This window comes from Streptomyces sp. NPDC054883 (assembly GCF_053610645.1).
This window is the reverse complement of record NZ_JBSGYT010000039.1, coordinates 56,969-74,719: the sequence shown is the minus strand read 5'-3', so window position 1 is coordinate 74,719 and position 17,751 is coordinate 56,969. Positions and strand designations below refer to the sequence as shown.

At 71.5% G+C, this 17,751-nt stretch carries 21 protein-coding genes, 1 tRNA gene and 1 pseudogene; 6 read left to right on the top strand and 17 right to left on the bottom strand.

Annotation, left to right across the window (positions count from 1 at the left end):
• Positions 1-65: 65 nt before the first annotated feature.
• Together ACWGH1_RS25560 and ACWGH1_RS25555 are read right to left on the bottom strand one after the other, a co-directional pair.
• Positions 66-1,700, bottom strand: coding sequence for an MDR family MFS transporter (locus ACWGH1_RS25560; RefSeq protein WP_453355288.1), 1,635 nt, complete (start codon positions 1,698-1,700; stop codon positions 66-68).
• A 15-nt stretch (positions 1,701-1,715) separates the two neighbouring features.
• Entirely contained in the window at positions 1,716-2,165 is a 450-nt protein-coding gene (locus ACWGH1_RS25555; protein WP_453355289.1) for a MarR family winged helix-turn-helix transcriptional regulator, read from the bottom strand.
• A gap of 117 nt (positions 2,166-2,282) precedes the next feature.
• On the opposite strand from ACWGH1_RS25555, the gene ACWGH1_RS25550 reads away from it, so the two are divergent.
• Positions 2,283-2,510, top strand: a complete 228-nt coding sequence (locus ACWGH1_RS25550; protein WP_453355290.1) for a hypothetical protein — start codon at positions 2,283-2,285, stop codon at positions 2,508-2,510.
• A gap of 26 nt (positions 2,511-2,536) precedes the next feature.
• Here the strand turns inward: ACWGH1_RS25550 and ACWGH1_RS25545 are convergent, their stop codons facing one another.
• The 10 genes from ACWGH1_RS25545 to ACWGH1_RS25500 form a co-directional block, all read right to left on the bottom strand.
• Positions 2,537-3,289, bottom strand: a complete 753-nt coding sequence (locus ACWGH1_RS25545; RefSeq protein ID WP_453355291.1) for a hypothetical protein — start codon at positions 3,287-3,289, stop codon at positions 2,537-2,539.
• A gap of 61 nt (positions 3,290-3,350) precedes the next feature.
• On the bottom strand, positions 3,351-4,190 hold the full coding sequence (locus ACWGH1_RS25540) for an RNA polymerase sigma factor SigF (RefSeq protein WP_190185484.1): 840 nt from the start codon (positions 4,188-4,190) through the stop codon (positions 3,351-3,353).
• 224 nt (positions 4,191-4,414) lie between these two features.
• Entirely contained in the window at positions 4,415-5,344 is a 930-nt protein-coding gene (locus tag ACWGH1_RS25535) for an RNA polymerase sigma factor SigF (RefSeq protein ID WP_453355292.1), read from the bottom strand.
• Positions 5,345-5,584: 240 nt separating this feature from the next.
• Positions 5,585-5,746, bottom strand: coding sequence for a hypothetical protein (locus ACWGH1_RS25530; protein WP_190185482.1), 162 nt, complete (start codon positions 5,744-5,746; stop codon positions 5,585-5,587).
• A gap of 394 nt (positions 5,747-6,140) precedes the next feature.
• On the bottom strand, positions 6,141-6,428 hold the full coding sequence (locus ACWGH1_RS25525; protein WP_453355293.1) for a hypothetical protein: 288 nt from the start codon (positions 6,426-6,428) through the stop codon (positions 6,141-6,143).
• Between the two features lie 197 nt (positions 6,429-6,625).
• Positions 6,626-6,712, bottom strand: a tRNA-Ser gene (locus ACWGH1_RS25520).
• A gap of 89 nt (positions 6,713-6,801) precedes the next feature.
• Complete coding sequence (gene tadA, locus ACWGH1_RS25515; RefSeq protein WP_453353963.1) at positions 6,802-7,230, bottom strand: tRNA adenosine(34) deaminase TadA; 429 nt, start codon at positions 7,228-7,230, stop codon at positions 6,802-6,804.
• Between the two features lie 65 nt (positions 7,231-7,295).
• Positions 7,296-7,844, bottom strand: coding sequence for a tRNA adenosine deaminase-associated protein (locus ACWGH1_RS25510; RefSeq protein ID WP_453353954.1), 549 nt, complete (start codon positions 7,842-7,844; stop codon positions 7,296-7,298).
• Between the two features lie 435 nt (positions 7,845-8,279).
• Positions 8,280-8,465, bottom strand: coding sequence for a hypothetical protein (locus tag ACWGH1_RS25505; RefSeq protein WP_453353955.1), 186 nt, complete (start codon positions 8,463-8,465; stop codon positions 8,280-8,282).
• Between the two features lie 106 nt (positions 8,466-8,571).
• Complete coding sequence (locus ACWGH1_RS25500; RefSeq protein WP_453353956.1) at positions 8,572-9,507, bottom strand: universal stress protein; 936 nt, start codon at positions 9,505-9,507, stop codon at positions 8,572-8,574.
• A gap of 188 nt (positions 9,508-9,695) precedes the next feature.
• Here ACWGH1_RS25500 and upp point away from each other — a divergent pair, with 188 nt between their 5' ends.
• Positions 9,696-10,331, top strand: a complete 636-nt coding sequence (gene upp, locus ACWGH1_RS25495) for a uracil phosphoribosyltransferase (protein WP_190185477.1) — start codon at positions 9,696-9,698, stop codon at positions 10,329-10,331.
• A 15-nt stretch (positions 10,332-10,346) separates the two neighbouring features.
• Here upp and ACWGH1_RS25490 read toward each other — a convergent pair whose 3' ends face one another.
• Both ACWGH1_RS25490 and ACWGH1_RS25485 read right to left on the bottom strand, forming a co-directional pair.
• Positions 10,347-10,991: a LytR C-terminal domain-containing protein gene (locus ACWGH1_RS25490; protein WP_453353957.1), complete on the bottom strand. Its 645-nt coding sequence runs from the start codon at positions 10,989-10,991 to the stop codon at positions 10,347-10,349.
• A gap of 122 nt (positions 10,992-11,113) precedes the next feature.
• Positions 11,114-11,410 carry a type II toxin-antitoxin system VapB family antitoxin gene (locus ACWGH1_RS25485; RefSeq protein WP_008740979.1) on the bottom strand — a complete coding sequence of 99 codons (297 nt, stop codon included), beginning with the start codon at positions 11,408-11,410 and terminating at the stop codon, positions 11,114-11,116.
• Positions 11,411-11,498: 88 nt separating this feature from the next.
• Between ACWGH1_RS25485 and ACWGH1_RS25480 the strand changes: the two genes are divergently transcribed.
• Together ACWGH1_RS25480 and opcA are read left to right on the top strand one after the other, a co-directional pair.
• A complete protein-coding gene (locus ACWGH1_RS25480) occupies positions 11,499-13,100 on the top strand; it encodes a helicase HerA-like domain-containing protein (RefSeq protein ID WP_453353958.1) in 1,602 nt (533 codons plus the stop codon).
• Positions 13,101-13,187: 87 nt separating this feature from the next.
• Entirely contained in the window at positions 13,188-14,120 is a 933-nt protein-coding gene (opcA, locus tag ACWGH1_RS25475; RefSeq protein WP_453353959.1) for a glucose-6-phosphate dehydrogenase assembly protein OpcA, read from the top strand.
• Here opcA and ACWGH1_RS25470 read toward each other — a convergent pair.
• Positions 14,069-14,542, bottom strand: a complete 474-nt coding sequence (locus tag ACWGH1_RS25470; protein WP_453353960.1) for a cupin domain-containing protein — start codon at positions 14,540-14,542, stop codon at positions 14,069-14,071. The two genes, opcA and ACWGH1_RS25470, sit on opposite strands and share 52 nt — an antisense overlap.
• A gap of 55 nt (positions 14,543-14,597) precedes the next feature.
• Positions 14,598-15,245, bottom strand: coding sequence for an HhH-GPD-type base excision DNA repair protein (locus ACWGH1_RS25465; RefSeq protein WP_453353961.1), 648 nt, complete (start codon positions 15,243-15,245; stop codon positions 14,598-14,600).
• 111 nt (positions 15,246-15,356) lie between these two features.
• Here ACWGH1_RS25465 and ACWGH1_RS25460 point away from each other — a divergent pair, with 111 nt between their 5' ends.
• Together ACWGH1_RS25460 and ACWGH1_RS25455 are read left to right on the top strand one after the other, a co-directional pair.
• Positions 15,357-16,169, top strand: coding sequence for a VOC family protein (locus ACWGH1_RS25460; protein ID WP_453353962.1), 813 nt, complete (start codon positions 15,357-15,359; stop codon positions 16,167-16,169).
• 208 nt (positions 16,170-16,377) lie between these two features.
• Positions 16,378-16,581: pseudogene (locus ACWGH1_RS25455) on the top strand (TOBE domain-containing protein); the annotation flags it as partial.
• Between the two features lie 58 nt (positions 16,582-16,639).
• Here ACWGH1_RS25455 and ACWGH1_RS25450 read toward each other — a convergent pair.
• On the bottom strand, positions 16,640-17,329 hold the full coding sequence (locus ACWGH1_RS25450; RefSeq protein WP_453357646.1) for a scabin-related ADP-ribosyltransferase: 690 nt from the start codon (positions 17,327-17,329) through the stop codon (positions 16,640-16,642).
• Between the last annotated feature and the right edge of the window lie 422 nt (positions 17,330-17,751).

Here is a 17,751-nt window from a genome sequence, read left to right as displayed (position 1 = left end):
GCCGAGAAGCGACACGCGCACCTCCGCGCCCCCCGCCCCTTTCCGCGCGTGGCCGGACCGGCCGACTACTCGGCCAGGGCGACCGCCGGGGCCTCCTGGACACCGCTCGCCGCGGCCGGGGAGTGCGCCGCCGGCTTCGACTTCAGGGCGACCTCCTTGATGAAGAGCACCAGCAGCAGGCCGAGCAGCGCACACGGAGCGGCGTAGAGGAAGACGTCGCCGACGCCGTGCCCGTACGCGGACTCGATGACCGCGCGCAGCGGCGCGGGCAGCTTGTCGATGTCGGGGATCCCGCCTCCGCCGGCGCCCGCGTGGGCCATGGCCGCCCCCTTCGGGCCGAGCGTGGTCAGCCCGTCCTCGACGTAGTGCGTGACCCGGTTCGCCATCACCGCGCCGAGCGCCGAGACGCCCATCGCGCCGCCGAGCGAGCGGAAGAAGGTGACGACCGAGCTGGCCGCCCCCAGGTCCTGCGGGGCCACTTGGTTCTGGGTGGCGAGGACCAGGTTCTGCATCATCATGCCGAGACCGAGACCGGTCAGCGCCATGAAGACCGCGATGTGCCAGTACGGGGTGTCGTAGCGCAGCGATCCCAGCAGGCCGAGGCCGGCCGTCAGCAGCACACCGCCGGCCACCAGCCAGGCCTTCCAGCGACCCGTCTTGGTGATGACCTGACCGGAAACGGTGGAGGAGACGAAAAGCCCGGCGATCATCGGAATCGTGAGGATCCCGGACATCGTCGGGGACTCGCCGCGGGCGAGCTGGAAGTACTGGCTGAAAAAGACCGTGCCCGAGAACATCGCGATGCCGACGAACAGTGAGGCGGCCGATGCCAGCGAGATGGTCTTGTTGCGGAACAGGCGCAGCGGGATGATCGGGTCGCTCGCCCGGGACTCGGCGAGGAGGAAGAGCAGTCCGAGCACCACCGCGCCGCCGGTCATCGCCAGCGTCGTCCAGGAGATCCAGTCGTACGAGTCTCCGGCCTGGGTGACCCAGATCAGCAGCAGCGACACCGCCCCGCTGATCAGGAAGGCGCCCAGCCAGTCGACCTTGACGTCACGCCGGACCACCGGGAGCCGCAGGGTCTTCTGGAGCACGATCAGCGCGATGATCGCGAAGGGCACGCCGACGTAGAAGCACCAGCGCCAGCCCAGCCAGTCGGTGTCGGTGATGACACCGCCGAGCAGCGGGCCGCCGACGGTGGCGACGGCGAAGACCGCGCCGAGGTAGCCGCTGTAGCGGCCGCGCTCGCGCGGGGAGATCATCGCCGCCATCACGATCTGGGCGAGGGCGGACAGGCCGCCGACGCCGATGCCCTGGACCACGCGGCAGGCGATCAGCATGCCGGTGTTCTGCGACATGCCCGCGACCACGGAGCCGAGGACGTAGACGACCAGGGATATCTGGACGAGCAGCTTCTTGCTGAAGAGGTCGGAGAGCTTGCCCCACAGGGGGGTCGCCGCGGTCATCGACAGGAGGGCGGCGGTGACGACCCACGTGTAGGAGGACTGCGTCCCGCCGAGGTCGCTGATGATCTGGGGCAGGGCGTTGGAGACGATCGTGGAGGACAGGATCGCCACGAACATGCCGAGCATCAGCCCGGACAGCGCCTTCATGATCTGCGGGTGGGTCATGGGCGCGTCGTCGGACGTGGCCCCCGACCGGCCGCCTCCCCGCACACCGGTGGGTGTGGTCGTAGCCATGTGGTTCCTTAGGTGTCAGAAGCTCGATCGGAGCCTGGCCAGCAGGGTGTTGAGGGCGTCTATGTCCTCGGCCGGCCAGCCGGCCAGGGCCCTTTGGAGGGCGTCCGTGTACCGGGCGCCGAGATCGGCGAGCAGGACGCGTCCGGCCGGGGTGAGGCGCAGGATCCGGCAGCGGCCGTCTCCCGGGTCGAGGACGCGTTCGATCCAGCCGCGGGCGGCCGCGTGGGCGACGTGCCGGCTGCTCACCGAGATGTCGATGGCCATGCACTGTGCCAGCCGGCTGAGCCGCATCTCGCCGTGCCGGTCGAGCATGGTCAGGACGGCGGCCGAGCCGGCCGGGCAGTCCGCGGGCAGGATCCGGGCGAGGTCGCGCTTTACCGCACCGATGCCGGTGAGCTGGCGGGCCAGCTCCTCGTAGCGGGTGGCCGGCGTCGTGCCGGCGTTCCGAGTCGGCTGCGTGGTCACCCGTCGCCCCCCATGTTGTTGCTTAAGGCAACCATAGAAGCGGTTGGTTGCCACAGGCAAATGGATTGCCCGGGGTGGGCGGCAAAGGAATCGGAAAACCCGCTAGGGTGCGGAGCCATGGCTGCGAACCACAACTCACCCGGCCCCGAGGGCAACTACGACCCCGCGGGCAGCACCCAGATGTTCCGCGCGTTCGTCGAGGAGGCGGAGCCGGTGCGCGCCACCGTGCCGGGAGCCCGGCGGCGCCGACCTGAGAAGGCGGCCTCGAAGACCGGCCTGTGGGTCGGCCTGGGCCTCGCCGCGCTTGTCGTCGTCGCGGCGGTCGCCTGGCTGGCGCTGGGCTGATCCGCCCTTGCGCGGGCGTCTCGGCGTCAGCTCCAGCCGGCGGTGACCGTCCGCGTCTCCACGTGCATGCCCAGGGGCACCCGCCAGGACTCGACGCAGACCGGGTAGGTCTGCGTCTTGGTCGTGCCGCCCGCGATCGGAGCGGGCAGCGGCTGGGTCGTGGTGATCGTGGCCCAGTCCAGGCCGAGCGCGCCGATGATGTGCGTCGCGAAGCTCACGGTGCCCGAACGGGCTGCCGCAGTGCCTGTGTTGGTGAAGCCGACCGTCACCCGTTCACACCAGCGGTCGGCGGCCGCCGACCGGAGCGGGGCGCCGAGCGTCAGCCGCGCCGGGGTGGCCGGCGCCGGGGTGCCCGGCCTGCCCGGCGTCGCGGGGGGTGTGGAGCCGGGCGGCGCCGGTGACCCCGGGGCTTCGGGGATGTGGGGAGTGCCGGGGGTGGTGGCGGCGGGGGCGGGATCCGGTGGGATACCCGGAGGTGCGGAGCCGCCGGGTGAGCTGGACGTGGCTCCGCCCCGGGCGGAGCCGGCCGGGGTCTGCGAGTCCCCCGCACCGGGCGACGTACCACTTGGGGCCGACGCCGCACCGCCGTCCACGGGCGGGGCTCCGAGCTGCTGGAACTCCACCTCGCCGGGCGGCGGTACGTTCTCTCCCGGGCCGGCGGCCGCCGCGCCCACGGCGACGTAGCCTTCGCGGTCCTGGCCGCCGCAGCCGTTGAGGGCCACGGCGGCGAGCGCGCCGCAGAGGGTGAGTGCTGCCGCCCGGCGGGTTCCCGTTCGCATCGCGCCAGTGTTACTGACGACCCGTCACTTGGGAAGCGGGCGGCAGCGGCCGTTCGCCGGGTTACTCGCCGATGAGGCCCACGCGCAGCTGCGCGAGCGTGCGCGTGAGCAGCCGGGAGACGTGCATCTGCGAGATGCCGACCTCCTCGCCGATCTGCGACTGCGTCATGTTGGCGAAGAACCGCAGCATGATGATCTGCCGCTCCCGGGGCGGGAGTTTGGCCAGCAGCGGCTTGAGGGACTCCCGGTACTCGACCCCTTCCAGCGCGCTGTCCTCGTACCCGAGGCGATCGGCGAGGGAGCCCTCGCCGCCCTCGTCCTCGGGGGACGGCGAGTCGAGCGAGGAGGCCGTGTACGCGTTGCCGACGGCCAGACCGTCGACCACGTCCTCCTCGGAGACGCCGAGCACGGCGGCCAGCTCGGGGACGGTCGGGGACCGGTCCAGCTTCTGCGCGAGCTCGTCGCTGGCCTTGGTGAGGGCCAGGCGCAGCTCCTGGAGCCTGCGCGGGACGCGCACGGACCAGGAAGTGTCCCTAAAGAATCGTTTGATCTCGCCCACGACCGTCGGCATGGCGAAGGTCGGGAACTCCACGCCGCGTTCGCAGTCGAAGCGGTCGATCGCCTTGATGAGCCCGATGGTTCCCACCTGGACGATGTCTTCCATCGGCTCGTTGCGGCTGCGGAAGCGGGCCGCCGCGTAGCGCACCAGGGGGAGGTTCAGCTCGATCAGGGTGTCGCGTACGTACGCGCGTTCGGGGCTGTCCACGTCCAGGGCGGCAAGTCGCTGGAAGAGGGAGCGGGAGAGCGTGCGGGTGTCGATGGCTTCCGAGCGGTTGGACACTGCCGGCAGTTCACGCTTGACGAGCGTGAGCACCTTGGAGCTGCCCTGGTCTACGGACATGCCACCCCCTTGAGGTCGCGGACGGTCGCGCTTCTCTGCGCGCCCGTCGGAGGAACGCAGCCTCCACCTGAATACCGGAGGCGGGGCTGCGGCAAACGCGGTTCCAGCAGAATGTCACATGTCGGCAACACGCTGTAGCGCCATGTCGACATGTATCTCCAGCGACAGAGCGGAATGAGCCCGGTCTGTCGGGAAACGCGTCAGGTGATCTCCACCCGTTCCGGTTACGCCTCGATCCTGTTTGCGGATCGCAGGCGTGCGAAGCTCCGGGCGAGCAGCCGGGACACGTGCATCTGGGAAACCCCCAGCTCAGCGCTGATCTGCGACTGCGTCAGGTTGTTGTAGTACCGGAGCAGGAGAATCCGCTGCTCGCGCTCGGGCAGCTGTACGAGGAGGTGCCGGACGAGGTCGCGGTGCTCGACACCGGCCAGCTCGGGGTCCTCGTAGCCGAGGCGGTCCAGCAGGCCGGGCATTCCGTCGCCTTCCTGGGCGGCTTCGAGCGAGGTTGCGTGATAGCTCCGGCCGGCTTCGATGCAGGACAGCACCTCGTCCTCGGTGATGCGCAGCCGTTCGGCGATCTCCGGGGTGGTGGGGGTGCGTCCGTGCAGCGTGGTGAGGTCCTCGGTGGCCGCGTTGACCTGGACCCACAGTTCGTGGAGGCGGCGCGGGACGTGGACGGTGCGCACGTTGTCGCGGAAGTACCGTTTGATCTCGCCGACCACCGTGGGCATCGCGAATGTCGGGAACTGCACCCCGCGGTCGGGGTCGAACCGGTCGATCGCGTTGATCAGCCCGATCGTTCCGACCTGGACGACGTCCTCCATCGGTTCGTTGCGGCTGCGGAAGCGGGCGGCCGCATACCGGACGAGGGGAAGGTTGGCCTCGATGAGGGCCCCGCGGACCCTGGTGTGGTCGTGGCTGCCCGGCTGGAGGTTCTTGAGCTGTCCGAACAGCACCTGGGTCAGGGCCCGGGTGTCGGCACCCCGGCTCTGCGGCCTGGGGGCGGCCGGGGGCTCCTCCGGGGGGTCGGGCGGCGACTCCTGCGGGGATTCCTGCTGCGGCGGGACCTGGGGGTCGTGGTGGCCGTGGGGGCCGGCCTGTTCCGGCGGTTCCTGCGCGCTCTGGGGGCTCTGGGGGTCCTGCTGGGGTGGCACCTGAGGCGCAGTACTGGCCGGCACGGTCACGCCACCCCTTCAGTCAACTATCCGTCAAAAGCGGTCATAGCATCACAAGAGATGTGCACTGTGCGCAAGCACCCGATATCGCCGTGTTGAGGGCAGATTGGGCAAGAGTGGGTATATCTGGATATTCGCCATGAACACGGATAACACAAAAAGCCCCCCACCCGTCGGAGTGGGGGGCCGGAAGTCCGGAATCCGCTTCAGCGTACGGGTTCAGCGCACCAGTTCGGTCATGAACTCGCCGATCCCGTGGGCGGCATCCGAGATCCCTTGGAAGCCTATTTGGACCATATCGGCGGCTTTGACGGGTTGAGTGATGATCACGAAGAGTACGAAGACGACGAGCGCGCCCATGACGATCTTCTTGGTGTCCACGAGCGGTGTCGGCCTCCCCAACCGGTCCTGCTGAGTCGGGTGAGTCTAACCGGTCGCGTTCGGACACTCACCTGCCCTTTAAGGACCAATGGCCCGGTGGTACGGGCCTTTTGTCGGTCCCCGGACAGGAGGGGAAGACGCAGGATGGAACGCGAGCCCACCGGTTCTGGCAGGAAATCGGTGGGCGCGGGAAAGGGCCTCGCTGCGGGGTCCGCGCCGTGGGCTTCCCCCCGACCGCGGTTCGGACTGGCAGGTTCCGTCTCATCGGGGGGAGCGGCTCGTCCCCCGACGCCGCTTCCCCCGTCCACGCGTGAAGGTCCCGGCTCCGGCCGGGGCCTTCTTCGCGTTGGCGGGCGGGGCGGCGGGGCGGGTCCGGGCCGGGCGCTCGGCCGGGTCAGCCGATGGCGCCGGCGAGGTCCGTGATGGGCTGGACGGGCGCGATCACCGGCGCGAGGTCGTTCGGCAGGTCCATCAGCCGGTTGAGCTGGTTGAGGTCGTTGAGCTTCGCGCCGATCTCCTGGACGGAGCCGGGCGTGGCACCCTTCGGCATGCCCGGGGCGGCCTGCGGCAGGTCCGGAAGGGTGAGCGGGGCGATCGGCGCGGCGGACGCGGCGGGTGCGGCGAGGCCCGCGGCGGCCCCCGCGAGGGCGAAGGCGGCGAGCATGCGCTGGGTCTTGGTCATGCCGTGACAACGGCCGAGCGGGCAGCCGGTCACGCCGGGGCCCCCGGAGGGCGGCCGTACGAGCGCTACGAGCGGGCGCGCCGCAGCCGTACGAGCGCATGAGCCGGGACGGCGTACGAGCCCACGGGCCGGGCCGGCCGCCGCGGGCGGGAACGACGAGAGCCCCGACCCTTGCGGGGCGGGGCTCTCGTTCAGAGCGGTAGCGGTGGGATTTGAACCCACGGATAGCTTGCACCATCACACGCTTTCGAGGCGTGCTCCTTCGGCCGCTCGGACACGCTACCGAGAGAGAGCTTAGCCCAAAGAGCGCCGTGCTCTGAAATCCGTATCCGGGACGGCGCCGCGAAGGGCCCCGGGCGGGACGGAGGTCGCGTCAGAGGTCGCGGAAGAAGTCCGTCAGCTGCTGCGCGCACTCCTCCGCGAGCACGCCGCGGATCACCTCCGGCCGGTGGTTGAGCCTGCGGTCCCGTACGAGGTCCCACAGCGACCCCGCCGCGCCCGCCTTCTCGTCGTCCGCGCCGTAGACGACCCGGGCCACCCGGGACTGCACCAGGGCGCCCGCGCACATCACGCACGGCTCCAGGGTGACCACCAGGGTGCACCCGGTCAGCCGCCACTCGCCGAGTCCGGCGGCCGCCCGGCGCAGCGCGAGCACCTCGGCGTGGGCCGTGGGGTCGCCGGCCGCCTCGCGCTCGTTGTGCGCGGTGGCGAGGAGCTCCAGGTCCGGACCGAGCAGGACGGCGCCGACCGGCACGTCGCCGGCCGGCACCGCCAGGGCGGCCTCCTGGAGCGCCAGGCGCATGGAGTCCCGCCAGGGGTCCCGTACGGGGTCGGGACCGGGGTGGTGCGTGTGGTGCTCAGCGATCACTAGCGGACGGCCTCCAGGACCTCGGTCGCACCGAGCGAGTCGGCGATCTCCGACAGGGCGTCTCCGTCGAGGGTCATGAGTTGCTTGTGGCTCACACCGAGGTCGTCGAGCAGCCGGGGGTCGCCGAGCGGACCGGCCGGTACCGGCTCGGCGCCGCTGCGGACCCCTTCGTCCGCGTCGTCATCCTCGGTGGTGAAGGCGGCGATGGCGTCTTCCTCGCCGTCCTCCGTGCCGTCCAGGTCGAGTTCGTCGAGTTCGTCGTCCTCCTCCTCGCTGCCCAGCAGCTCTTTGGTCAGCATCGAGCCGTAGGAGCTGCGGTCGGCCGCGGAGGCGTTCGATACGAAGTACCGAGGGTCCTCCTCGCCGTCCACGCGGATGACGCCGAACCAGGCGTCCTCCTGCTCGATGAGGGCGACCACCGTGTCGTCGTCGACAGCGGCGGACCGGGCGAGATCGATCAGATCACTCAAGGACTCGACGTCGTCGAGTTCCATGTCGCTCGCTTCCCACCCGTCTTCGGTGCGCGCGAGCAGTGCGGCGAAGTACACCGTGACTCTCCCACTGGTCGTAGGCGTGCCGGTTGGAGGTCCCCCCGGCCTGAGGTTGGGGGGCGAAGCGGCCGTGTGCGCGCCGTTCGTACCCCGCCCCATCGGCATCGTGGCAGAAACAGCGGCTTTGCGAGAGGTCTTCCGCGCTTGCGTCGTCCCGTGCCGTGCGCTCCGCGGGTTGTGCGGGGGCGGCGTTGGGCTGCCGGGAGCCGGGTGCGTGGGCGGGCGTGTCCCACCGCGGCCCGGTCCCCGGGCCTGCCGTGCCGAGCGGGGGCGTGGGGCGGCCGGGGCCGGTGGACGGGCGCGGCGCCGGGTGCCGGGGCGCCGCCCCGGACCCCGTGCCTCAAACACCGGCGGGGCTGTTCTCGGCGGCCCCCGGCCGTCGGCGGCGCGGGCTGCGCCCGGGCTGTCTGCCAGCGGAAACCGTGGGGCTGACTACCAGCGGAAGGTGCGCATCCGCATCTGTTGGCGCATGCGGGCCGCGCGGGCGCGCCGGGGTTGGACGCGGTCGCGCAGTTCGCGCGCCTCGTTCAGGTCGCGGAGGAACTGCGCGCGCCGCGCCCGGCGCTGCGCCGTGCTCTCCGGATCCCCCGGATCCCCCGGTTCTTTCTCTGGCACCATCGCCCACCGCCCCGACTGCTCTTCTGCGGTTGTGCTACCCACCTTCCCCCGGACTTCCGAGTTGATGCCCCCGAGGTCCCCCGAGGTCCCCCGGAGTCGTCCCAGCTCAGGCCGGTTCGTCGTGGGTCGCCGGGACGACCGCCACCGGGCCGTGCGCGTGCTGGAGCACCGCGTTGGCGACGGACCCCGTCATCAGCGGCCCGAGGCTCCGCCTCGGATGGTGCCGCCCCACCACCACCAGCGCCGCCGACCGCGACGCGCTCACCAGCCGCCCCGCCGCCTCCCCCGGCACCGCGGCCTGTTCCACCGGCACCTGCGGGTGCCGGTCGCGGAACGGCGCCAGGCGCTCCTGCTGGGCCCGCAGCGTCTCCCGCTCGGCCGGGGCGTCCTCGTCGCCGTCCCCCGCCAGCTCCTCGGGCGTGATCACCGCGAACGGCGTGTCCAGCGGCGGTACCGCCGGCGACGGCGGTACCGGGTACGCCGAGACCACCTGGACGGCCGTCCCCCGCGCGGCGGCCTCCGCGAACGCGAAGGCCAGTACGTCGTCGTGGGTCTCGGTGGTGTGCAGCCCGAGCACCACCGTTCCGGCGCCGGAGCCCCGCCCCGCCGACGGCACCACCACCACCGGGCACGGGGCGCTGGCGGACACGGCGCGGCTGTTCGACCCGAGCAGCAGCGCGGCGAACCCCCCGCGGCCCCGGGACCCCATCACCAGCGCCAGCGGCCGCGTCTCGGCCCCGATCACCCGCAGCGCCTCCGGAACCGACCCCTCCAGCGCCTCGTACCGCACCTCGGCCGGCCGCTCCGGAGCCGCCGCCAGCACCTTTCGTACCCGGTCCCCCACCGGATCGGCGTACTCCTCCGGCGCCGAGGCGTCGTGCAGGGCCGCGCGCCGGCCCGCGTACAACTGGGCGCTGTCGGAGAGCACATGGGCGACGAGCAGTCCGGTGCGGTGGCGCAGCGCCGCCAGCCGGGCCCACTCCAGGGCCGCCAGGCTGTGCTCGGATCCGTCGACCGCCGCGATCACCAGTCCGCTGCTCATCAGTCCAGGGTGCTGGGCCCGGGTGCGGTCCGCAATCCCGAGGCCGGGGCGGCCGGGGCGCCCCTTCGGACACGGAAGGGGCCGTCCAGCGCGTAGCCTTTTGGGTGTGGGTCGCACACCGCGGCCGTTTTCGCAGGTCGCAGGTCGAAACCCGGCAGCTGGCGGCAGTTGAGGTCTTGGAGGAAGTTGTGCGTTTGCAGGTCGTCGATCACCCCTTGGTGGCGCACAAACTCACCACCCTGCGCGACAAGCGCACCGACTCCCCCACCTTCCGTCGCCTCGCCGACGAGCTGGTGACCCTGCTGGCCTACGAGGCCACCCGCGACGTGCGCACCGAGCAGGCCGACATCGAGACCCCCGTCGCCGCAACGACCGGCGTGAAGCTCTCGCACCCGCGCCCGCTGGTCGTACCGATCCTGCGCGCCGGTCTCGGCATGCTGGACGGCATGGTGCGGCTGCTGCCGACCGCCGAGGTGGGCTTCCTCGGCATGGTCCGCAACGAGGAGACCCTGGAGGCCTCCACGTACGCCACGCGCATGCCCGAGGACCTCTCGGGCCGCCAGGTCTACGTCGTCGACCCGATGCTGGCCACCGGCGGCACGCTGGTCGCCGCGATCCAGGAGCTCATCAAGCGCGGCGCCGACGACGTCACCGCCGTGGTGCTGCTGGCCGCGCCCGAGGGCGTCGAGGTCATGGAGCGCGAGCTGGCGGGCACGCCGGTGACGGTGGTGACGGCAGCGGTGGACGAGCGGCTCAACGAGCACGGCTACATCGTGCCGGGCCTGGGCGACGCGGGCGACCGCATGTACGGCTCGGCCGAATAACGCCTCGGGCGCGGATCAGCACTTCTTCACGGCGGGCGCGGGCTCGGGGTTGGCCAGTACGGCCAGCGCCTTGTCCGCGTCCTCCTTCGTGCTGAGCTCCTTGAAGGCGTCGCCGAGGATCAGGTCGATGTCCGCGCCCTCGCGGGTGTCGGTGTGCTGCGTCATGCCGGCGAGCTGGGTGCCGAGTACGGAGTAGGCCGCCTTGTCGGTCTTCGGCGAGCCGAGCAGTATCCCGGTGCCGGGGATCTTCTTGTCGAAGTCGGCGGGGGCGTTGCCGACCTGGCCGACCACGAAGCCGCGTTTCTTCAGCTCGTCCCCGACGGCTTTGGCGAGGCCGGCGCGCGGGGTGGCGTTGTAGACGTTGACCGTGATCTGGCCGGGCTGGGGCAGTACCACCGCGGGTTTGGACGGGGCCGCCGCCGGACCGGCCTTGGGGGCCCCGGTCGGACAGTCCTTGGCCGCGGCCGTCTTGTGCTTGGTGTCGCCTCGGAAGACGTCCATGAGCTGCAGTGCCCCGTAGCCGAGCAGGGCCAGCACGAGGGCGGAGCCGAGCAGGGCGAGGATGATCCGGCGGCGTCGCCGCGGGCGGCTCATGCGGGGGAAGGCAGCTCCGGTGACGCGGTACTTTCCGCCCATGCCGGGGGGAGTGAGCATGCTCATGGGCGCAGCGTAGTGCCGTACCGGAACGATGCCTACTAAATGATCTATTGATCGGCAAAGGCCGACCCGAAAGGCGCAATCGGCCGGTCAGGACGGCTCGCGCCCCCGTGCGGGGAGGCGGGTCAGTCCATTTCGAGGACGCGCGCGTGCAGCACCTGGCGCTGCTGGAGGGCCGCCCGCACGGCGCGGTGCAGTCCGTCCTCCAGGTACAGGTCGCCCTGCCACTTCACGACGTGCGCGAAGAGGTCCCCGTAGAAAGTGGAGTCCTCGGCGAGCAGTGTTTCGAGGTCCAGCTGTCCCTTGGTCGTCACGAGCTGGTCGAGCCGGACCGGCCGCGGGGCGACGTCCGCCCACTGCCGGGTGGTTTCCCTGCCGTGGTCGGGGTACGGCCGCCCGCTTCCGATGCGCTTGAAGATCACACGGAAAGCCTACCGGGCCGGTGCCTGCGGGCGCAGCATCGTGCCGATGGTGCAAAAGTGGCAGACAGGGCCAATCCGGGAGGGACTTATGAGCGAGAGCACCGACCCCGTGTCCCCGGCCGACGAGATCGCCGCCGGGTACGCCTTCACCGGTCCCGCACTCGACCTGGGGGCCCTGCTCTGGGACGGACGGTGCCTGCCGGACCGGCAGGTACGCGTTCCGCTGGCCGTGCTGAACCGGCACGGACTCGTCGCGGGCGCCACCGGCACCGGCAAGACCAAGACCCTCCAGCTCATCGCCGAACAGCTCTCCGCGGCGGGCGTGCCCGTCTTCCTCGCCGACATCAAGGGCGACGTCTCGGGGATTTCGGTGCCCGGTGTGCCGAACGACCGGATCAGCGAGCGGGCGGGGGAAGTGGCCCAGGAATGGTCGGCCGCCGGCTGTCCCGCCGAGTTCTACTCACTGGGCGGGATCGGGCCCGGCATCCCGGTCCGGGCCACGGTCACGGGTTTCGGGCCGGTCCTGCTGTCGAAGGTGCTCCGGCTCAACCAGACGCAGGAGCAGTCGCTCGGGCTCATCTTCCACTACGCCGATTCCAAGGGCCTGGAGCTGATCGACCTCAAAGACCTGCGCGCGGTCGTCGCCTTCCTGGTCTCCGACCAGGGGAAAGCCGAGCTCAAGGGCATCGGCGGCCTTTCCACCGTGACCGCCGGGGTGATTCTCCGGTCACTCACCGCCTTCGAACAGCAGGGTGCCGCGGATTTCTTCGGAGAACCCGAATTCGACACCGCCGAATTCCTCCGGACGGCCCCCGACGGGCGGGGGGTGGTATCCGTACTCGAACTCCCGGCGGTTCAGGACAAGCCGCAGCTGTTCTCCACCTTCCTGATGTGGCTGCTGGCCGACCTCTATGCCGACCTGCCCGAAGTCGGGGACGTGGACCGGCCCAAACTCGTCTTCTTCTTCGACGAGGCACACCTGCTGTTCCACGACGCCTCGAAGGCGTTCCTGGAATCCATCACCCAGACGGTCCGGCTCATCCGTTCCAAGGCGATCGGCGTCTTCTTCGTGACGCAGACCCCGAAAGACGTGCCGGCGGACGTACTCGCGCAGCTCGGCAACCGGGTGCAGCACGCGTTGCGCGCCTTCACCCCCGACGACGCGAAGGCGCTCAAGGCGACCGTGAAGACCTTCCCCCGCTCGGCCTACGACCTGGAGGAGCTGCTCACGCAGCTCGGCACGGGCGAGGCGGTGATCACCGTGTTGAGCGAGAAGGGCGCCCCCACCCCCGTGGCGGCGACCCGGCTGCGTGCCCCGCGATCGTTGATGGGACCCGTCGGGGCGGACGACCTCGAACGGGCGGTGACCTCCTCGCCGCTCTACTCCCGGTACGCCCAGCCGGTCGACCGCGAGTCGGCCTACGAGAAGATCGGCGCCGAGCAGGCGGCCGCCGAGGCCGCGGCGGAGCGGGCGGCAGCGGCGGAGGAGGCCGAGAAGGAGGAGAAGCGGGCTCCGACGGCGGACAGACAGGGAACGAAGGCGGACCGCGGCGGACCCGGCCCGGAACCGTCCCTGGCGCAGCAGGTGGCGGGGAGCGGCCTGTTCCGCTCGCTGGCCCGGTCCGTCGGCACCCAGCTGGGCCGGGAGATCTCCCGCTCGCTCTTCGGGACGGCCCGCCGCCGCCGCTGACCCGGGCACCACCCCCGCCCGGACGGTCCAGGCGGAGTCCACCGAACCGGTTGCCATATCCATGGCCTTCGCTGACAGACTCGGACCATGCGGACAGAACTCACAGACACCACGTCCGGCAAGATCGACCGGGCCCTCCTCGAAGCGCGCCGAGCCGTCGGCAGCCCCGCCATGGGGCTGGTGCTCACGCTCGTCGTGGTCACCGACGAGGAGAACGCCTACGACGCGGTACGCGCGGCCTCCGAAGCCTCGCGCGAGCACCCCAGCCGCATCATCGCGGTGATCAAGCGGACCGCCCGCGGTCCGCGCAAGCTCCACCAGACCCGTCTGGACGCCGAGCTGCGCGTCGGTTCCGACGCCGGGTCGGGGGAGATCGTGCTGCTCCGGCTGCACGGCGAACTGACCGAGCACGCGAGTTCGGTCGTGCTGCCCCTGCTGGCGCCGGACGCGCCGGTGGTGGCGTGGTGGCCGGCCGACGCCCCCGCCGCACCCGCCCGCGACCCGCTGGGGTCGCTGGCACAGCGCCGGATCACCGACGCCCAGGCGGCCGCCGACCCGGTGGGCGTACTGGGCCAGCGGGCGGCCTCGTACACCCCCGGCGACACCGATCTGGCCTGGACCCGGCTGACGCCGTGGCGCTCACTGCTGACCGGCGCCCTGGACCAGGCGCCGCTGCCGGTGACGGGCGCGGCGGTGGAGAGCGAGGCCGACAACGCGAGCGCCGAGCTGCTGGCGCGCTGGCTGGAGGTCCGGCTCGGGGTACCGGTGGAGCGGGTGGTAACCGACGGGCCGGTGGTCACCCGGGTCCGGCTGGAGACGACCGGCGGCGAGATCCGGGTGGACCGGCCCGACGGGGTACTGGCCACCCTGTCGCTTCCGGGGTGGCCGGACCGGAAGGTCGCCCTCAAGATCCGCAGCCTCGCCGAGCTGATCGCGGAGGAACTGCGGCGGCTCGACGCCGACGTGATCTACGCCTCGGCGCTGCGCGGGCGCCCGGCCCAGGCCTCGCTCTCCGCGTAGTGGTTGTCGTAGACGGGCTGGCTGTCGATGATGTCCTGCACGGTGGCCTCGCCCGCGCGCACCCGGCCCAGGAGGCGGTAGTAGTCGAAGCGCGCCATGCCGGGGGTGAAGCCGACGAAGACCTCGGCGGTGTGGCCGGCCGCCGGGGCGAAGGCGTGCTTCACGCCGGGCGGGACGCTGAGGAAGTCGCCCTTGGCCAGGGTGTGGACCTCGTCTCCGACGAGCACGTCGAGCCGGCCGTCGGTGACGTGGAAGAACTCGGTCGCCTTGGTGTGGAAGTGCACCGGCGCACCGCCCGCACCGACCTCGAAGACGGCGGTGTTGCAGGTGAGTTCGGGGGTGTCGGTGAGCAGCGTGATGGTGCTGCCCGGGCCGTCGGTGACGGATTCGGCGGTGGTCGCGCGGACGGGGTGCTGGATCATGCGGTGAGCGTAGGTCAGGCGCGGATCGCGCCCGAGCCGCGTACACCCGGGTCCGTCAAGTCGTCCGGCCCATGCCGGTCCGCGTGTTGCCGGGCTTGCCGGGGCCGGCCTGCGCGGCTTTCTCCGCCTTCGCGGCGGCCTTGTGCTCCTGCTTGTACGCCCGCACCGCGGCCAGCGACTCCGGGCCGGTGATGTCCGCCGCCGAGCGGTGTACGCCGGCCTCCCCGTAGCCCCCGGCCGCCTCCCGCCAGCCCTCGGGCCGCACCCCGAACCGCTTGCCCAGCAGGGCCAGGAAGATCTGCGCCTTCTGTTCCCCGAAACCGGGCAGGTCCTTGAGCCGTCCCAGCAGTTCCGCGCCGGATCCCGCGTCGCGCCAGATCCCCTCCGCATCCCCGTCGTAGTGCTCGACCAGGTACGCGCACAGCTGCTGCACCCGCTTCGCCATGGAGCCCGGGTAGCGGTGCACGGCGGGCTTCTCGGACAGCAGCGCCGCGAAGGCCTCCGGGTCGTGGGCGGCGATGGCGTGCGCGTCGAGATCGTCCGCATCCATCCGCCGGGCGATCGTGTACGGCCCCGAGAAGGCCCACTCCATCGGCACCTGCTGGTCGAGCAGCATCCCGACGAGCGCGGCGAGCGGGCTGCGGCCGAGCAGGGCGTCGGCCTGCGGATGCTGGGCCAGCCGGATGGTGATGTCCTTGTCCATGGCTCCAGCCTCCCCCGTGCCCGTCCTCCGCGCGCGGGCGGCGCACCGGCCGCCTAGCGTGTCAACCGAGACGGGTCACGACGACGTACACGACACGGGAGTCGATCGATCATGACTGAGTACCCGGAAGGCGCTCCTTGCTGGGTGGACGCGATGTTCGCCGACGTGGAGGGGGCCAAGAGCTTCTACGGCGACGTGCTGGGCTGGACCTTCGGCGAATCGTCGAGCGAGTACGGCAACTACACGCAGGCCTACTCCGACGGCAAGGCCGTCGCGGCCGTCGTGCCGCCGATGCCGGGCGTCGACGCGCCCTCGCAGTGGTGTCTGTACTTCGCTTCGCCCGACGCGGCCGCCACGGCGGAGAAGATCCGGTCGGCGGGCGGCGAGGTGGCGATGGGGCCGATGCAGGTCGGCAGCTTCGGCACGATGGTGATCGCCAAGGAGCCGAGCGGCGCCGTCTTCGGTGTCTGGCAGCCGGGCGACCACAAGGGCTTCGAGAAGCTCGGCGAGCCGGGCGCCTTCGCCTGGGCGGAGGTCTTCACCCGGGACGTGGCGAAGGTGGACGGGTTCCTGCCGCGGGTCTTCCCGTACAGCGGCCGGCAGATGGACCTGGGCGACGACCCCGGGGCGGCGGGGATGGACTACAAGATCTTCAGCCTCGGCGGCTCGGAGAACCCGGTCCTGGGCCGGATGAACATGGGTGACGAGTTCCCGCCGGAGATCCCGCCCTACATCCAGGTCTTCTTCGGCGTCCCGGACTGCGACGAGGCGGTGGAGAAGACGAAGGCGCGGGGCGGCCGGCTCCACTTCGGGCCGATGGACAGCCCCTTCGGCCGGTTCGCGGCACTGACGGACCCGCAGGGCGCGGCATTCGCCGCGATCGACATGTCGACACGGGTCGGTGAAATGCCGAAGTTCGCGTAGCGCGCGACCGCCGCCGGTCGGCGGGTGTGACACGGACACCGGAAGGGTCGCGGGGCCCGAGTACCGCCGGTGCGGGGGCGAGCCGCACGGGTGGATCCGGCCGGTACGGCTGCGGCGGTCCCACACCGGTCGGCGGAAGGCCGGTTGACGTCGGTCTTGTGCGCCCCTACGGGCCGTCCGAGGTGTCTACGTGAGAGGTCGAGCACCCATGAGCCTGAGCATCCGCAACCAGCTCGCCGGTACCGTCACCGCCGTCACCACCGGCGAGGCCATGACGACGGTCAAGGTCCGGCTCGAAGGCGGCCAGGACGTCACCGCCGCCATCACCAACGACGCGGTCGAGGCGCTCGGCCCCGCCGCGGGCTCCTCCGTCGTCGCGCTGATCAAGTCCACCGAGATCAGCCTGGCCACCGTCTGAGCCGGCCGGCGTCCCGCCCCGTCGGGGCGCGACGCCGACCGCTCCCGCGCCGCTACCGGACGGCGGCGGCCGGCTCCAGGACGCGCGGCGCGAAGCCGTCGTTCTTCTTGCAGCCGAGGTTCTCGTAGGAGTTGACCTTCGTCTGCGGGTCGGTGGAGACCAGGTGGTACTTGCAGGCGCCCTTGATGTAGCGGCCCTCGACCCCGCCGGGGAAGTCGATCTCCTTGTTCCAGAGGTAGGGCGACTCGTAGTGGTTGAGGTGCGCGGTGGCGTTCACGTCGATGCCGCCGGGGGCGTCGATCTCGTAGACCCAACCGGTCTTCGCCGCGCCGTAGGTGGCGAACTTCTGCGCCACCCACTGCTCGCAACTGGTGCTGAGGTGGGCGCTGTTCTGACCGCCGCCCTTGACGATGTACTCGGAGAGCGGGATCAGCTCGTCCCCGCGGGGCGTGAAACCGGTCTTGAAGAGCTCCTCGACGGTTTCGCGGGTGTCGCCGCGCCAGAGGGTGTTGGTGTCGTCGCGCCACTGCCAGTTCTCGTCGAGGGCGGTGGCGGCGACGGCGTGGGCGATCAGTGGGTTCGTCGTCGTACGCCACCAGTCCGCGGCCCGGTACTCCGTGACGGGACCGCAGGGGGAGGTCAGGTCGGCGGTGGGCGCGGTCGGCGCGGCGACGGCGGGGGAGACGGCGACGGCGGAGACGACGGAAACGGCGGCGAGTAGACGCAGAGCGGCCTGCAACATGGTGGGAGCCCATCGGTCGGTCAACAGGACGGGCCCTTTATAGACGCGCCTCCTCCCGCCCCGGCCGACCCCGGCCCGCGGTCCACCCGCACGGGGGGAACAGTCGTACTGGCGAAAGGATTTGCCGCCCCACCGCGCCGCGCGGTGGGAACCGGGTTCGGCCTACGCGGGCATCACGCCCTGAACCCGGGAGGGCGAAGACGCGTTCGACGTCCCGCAGGTGGCACCAGGCTTCGAGACAGGGCGGGTCGCGGACGAGGCTCTCCAGGATGCGCACGGTGCGGGCTCCTGCAGTGGCGACGTAGTCGACCGTGACGGCCGTGCCCGAGTCGATGGCACGGGCCGGCCGGCGGACATCGCTGTACGACGGTTGCTCCGCGTATCCGGCGACGATCTCCTCGGTATCCGTCCCGAAGGGAACC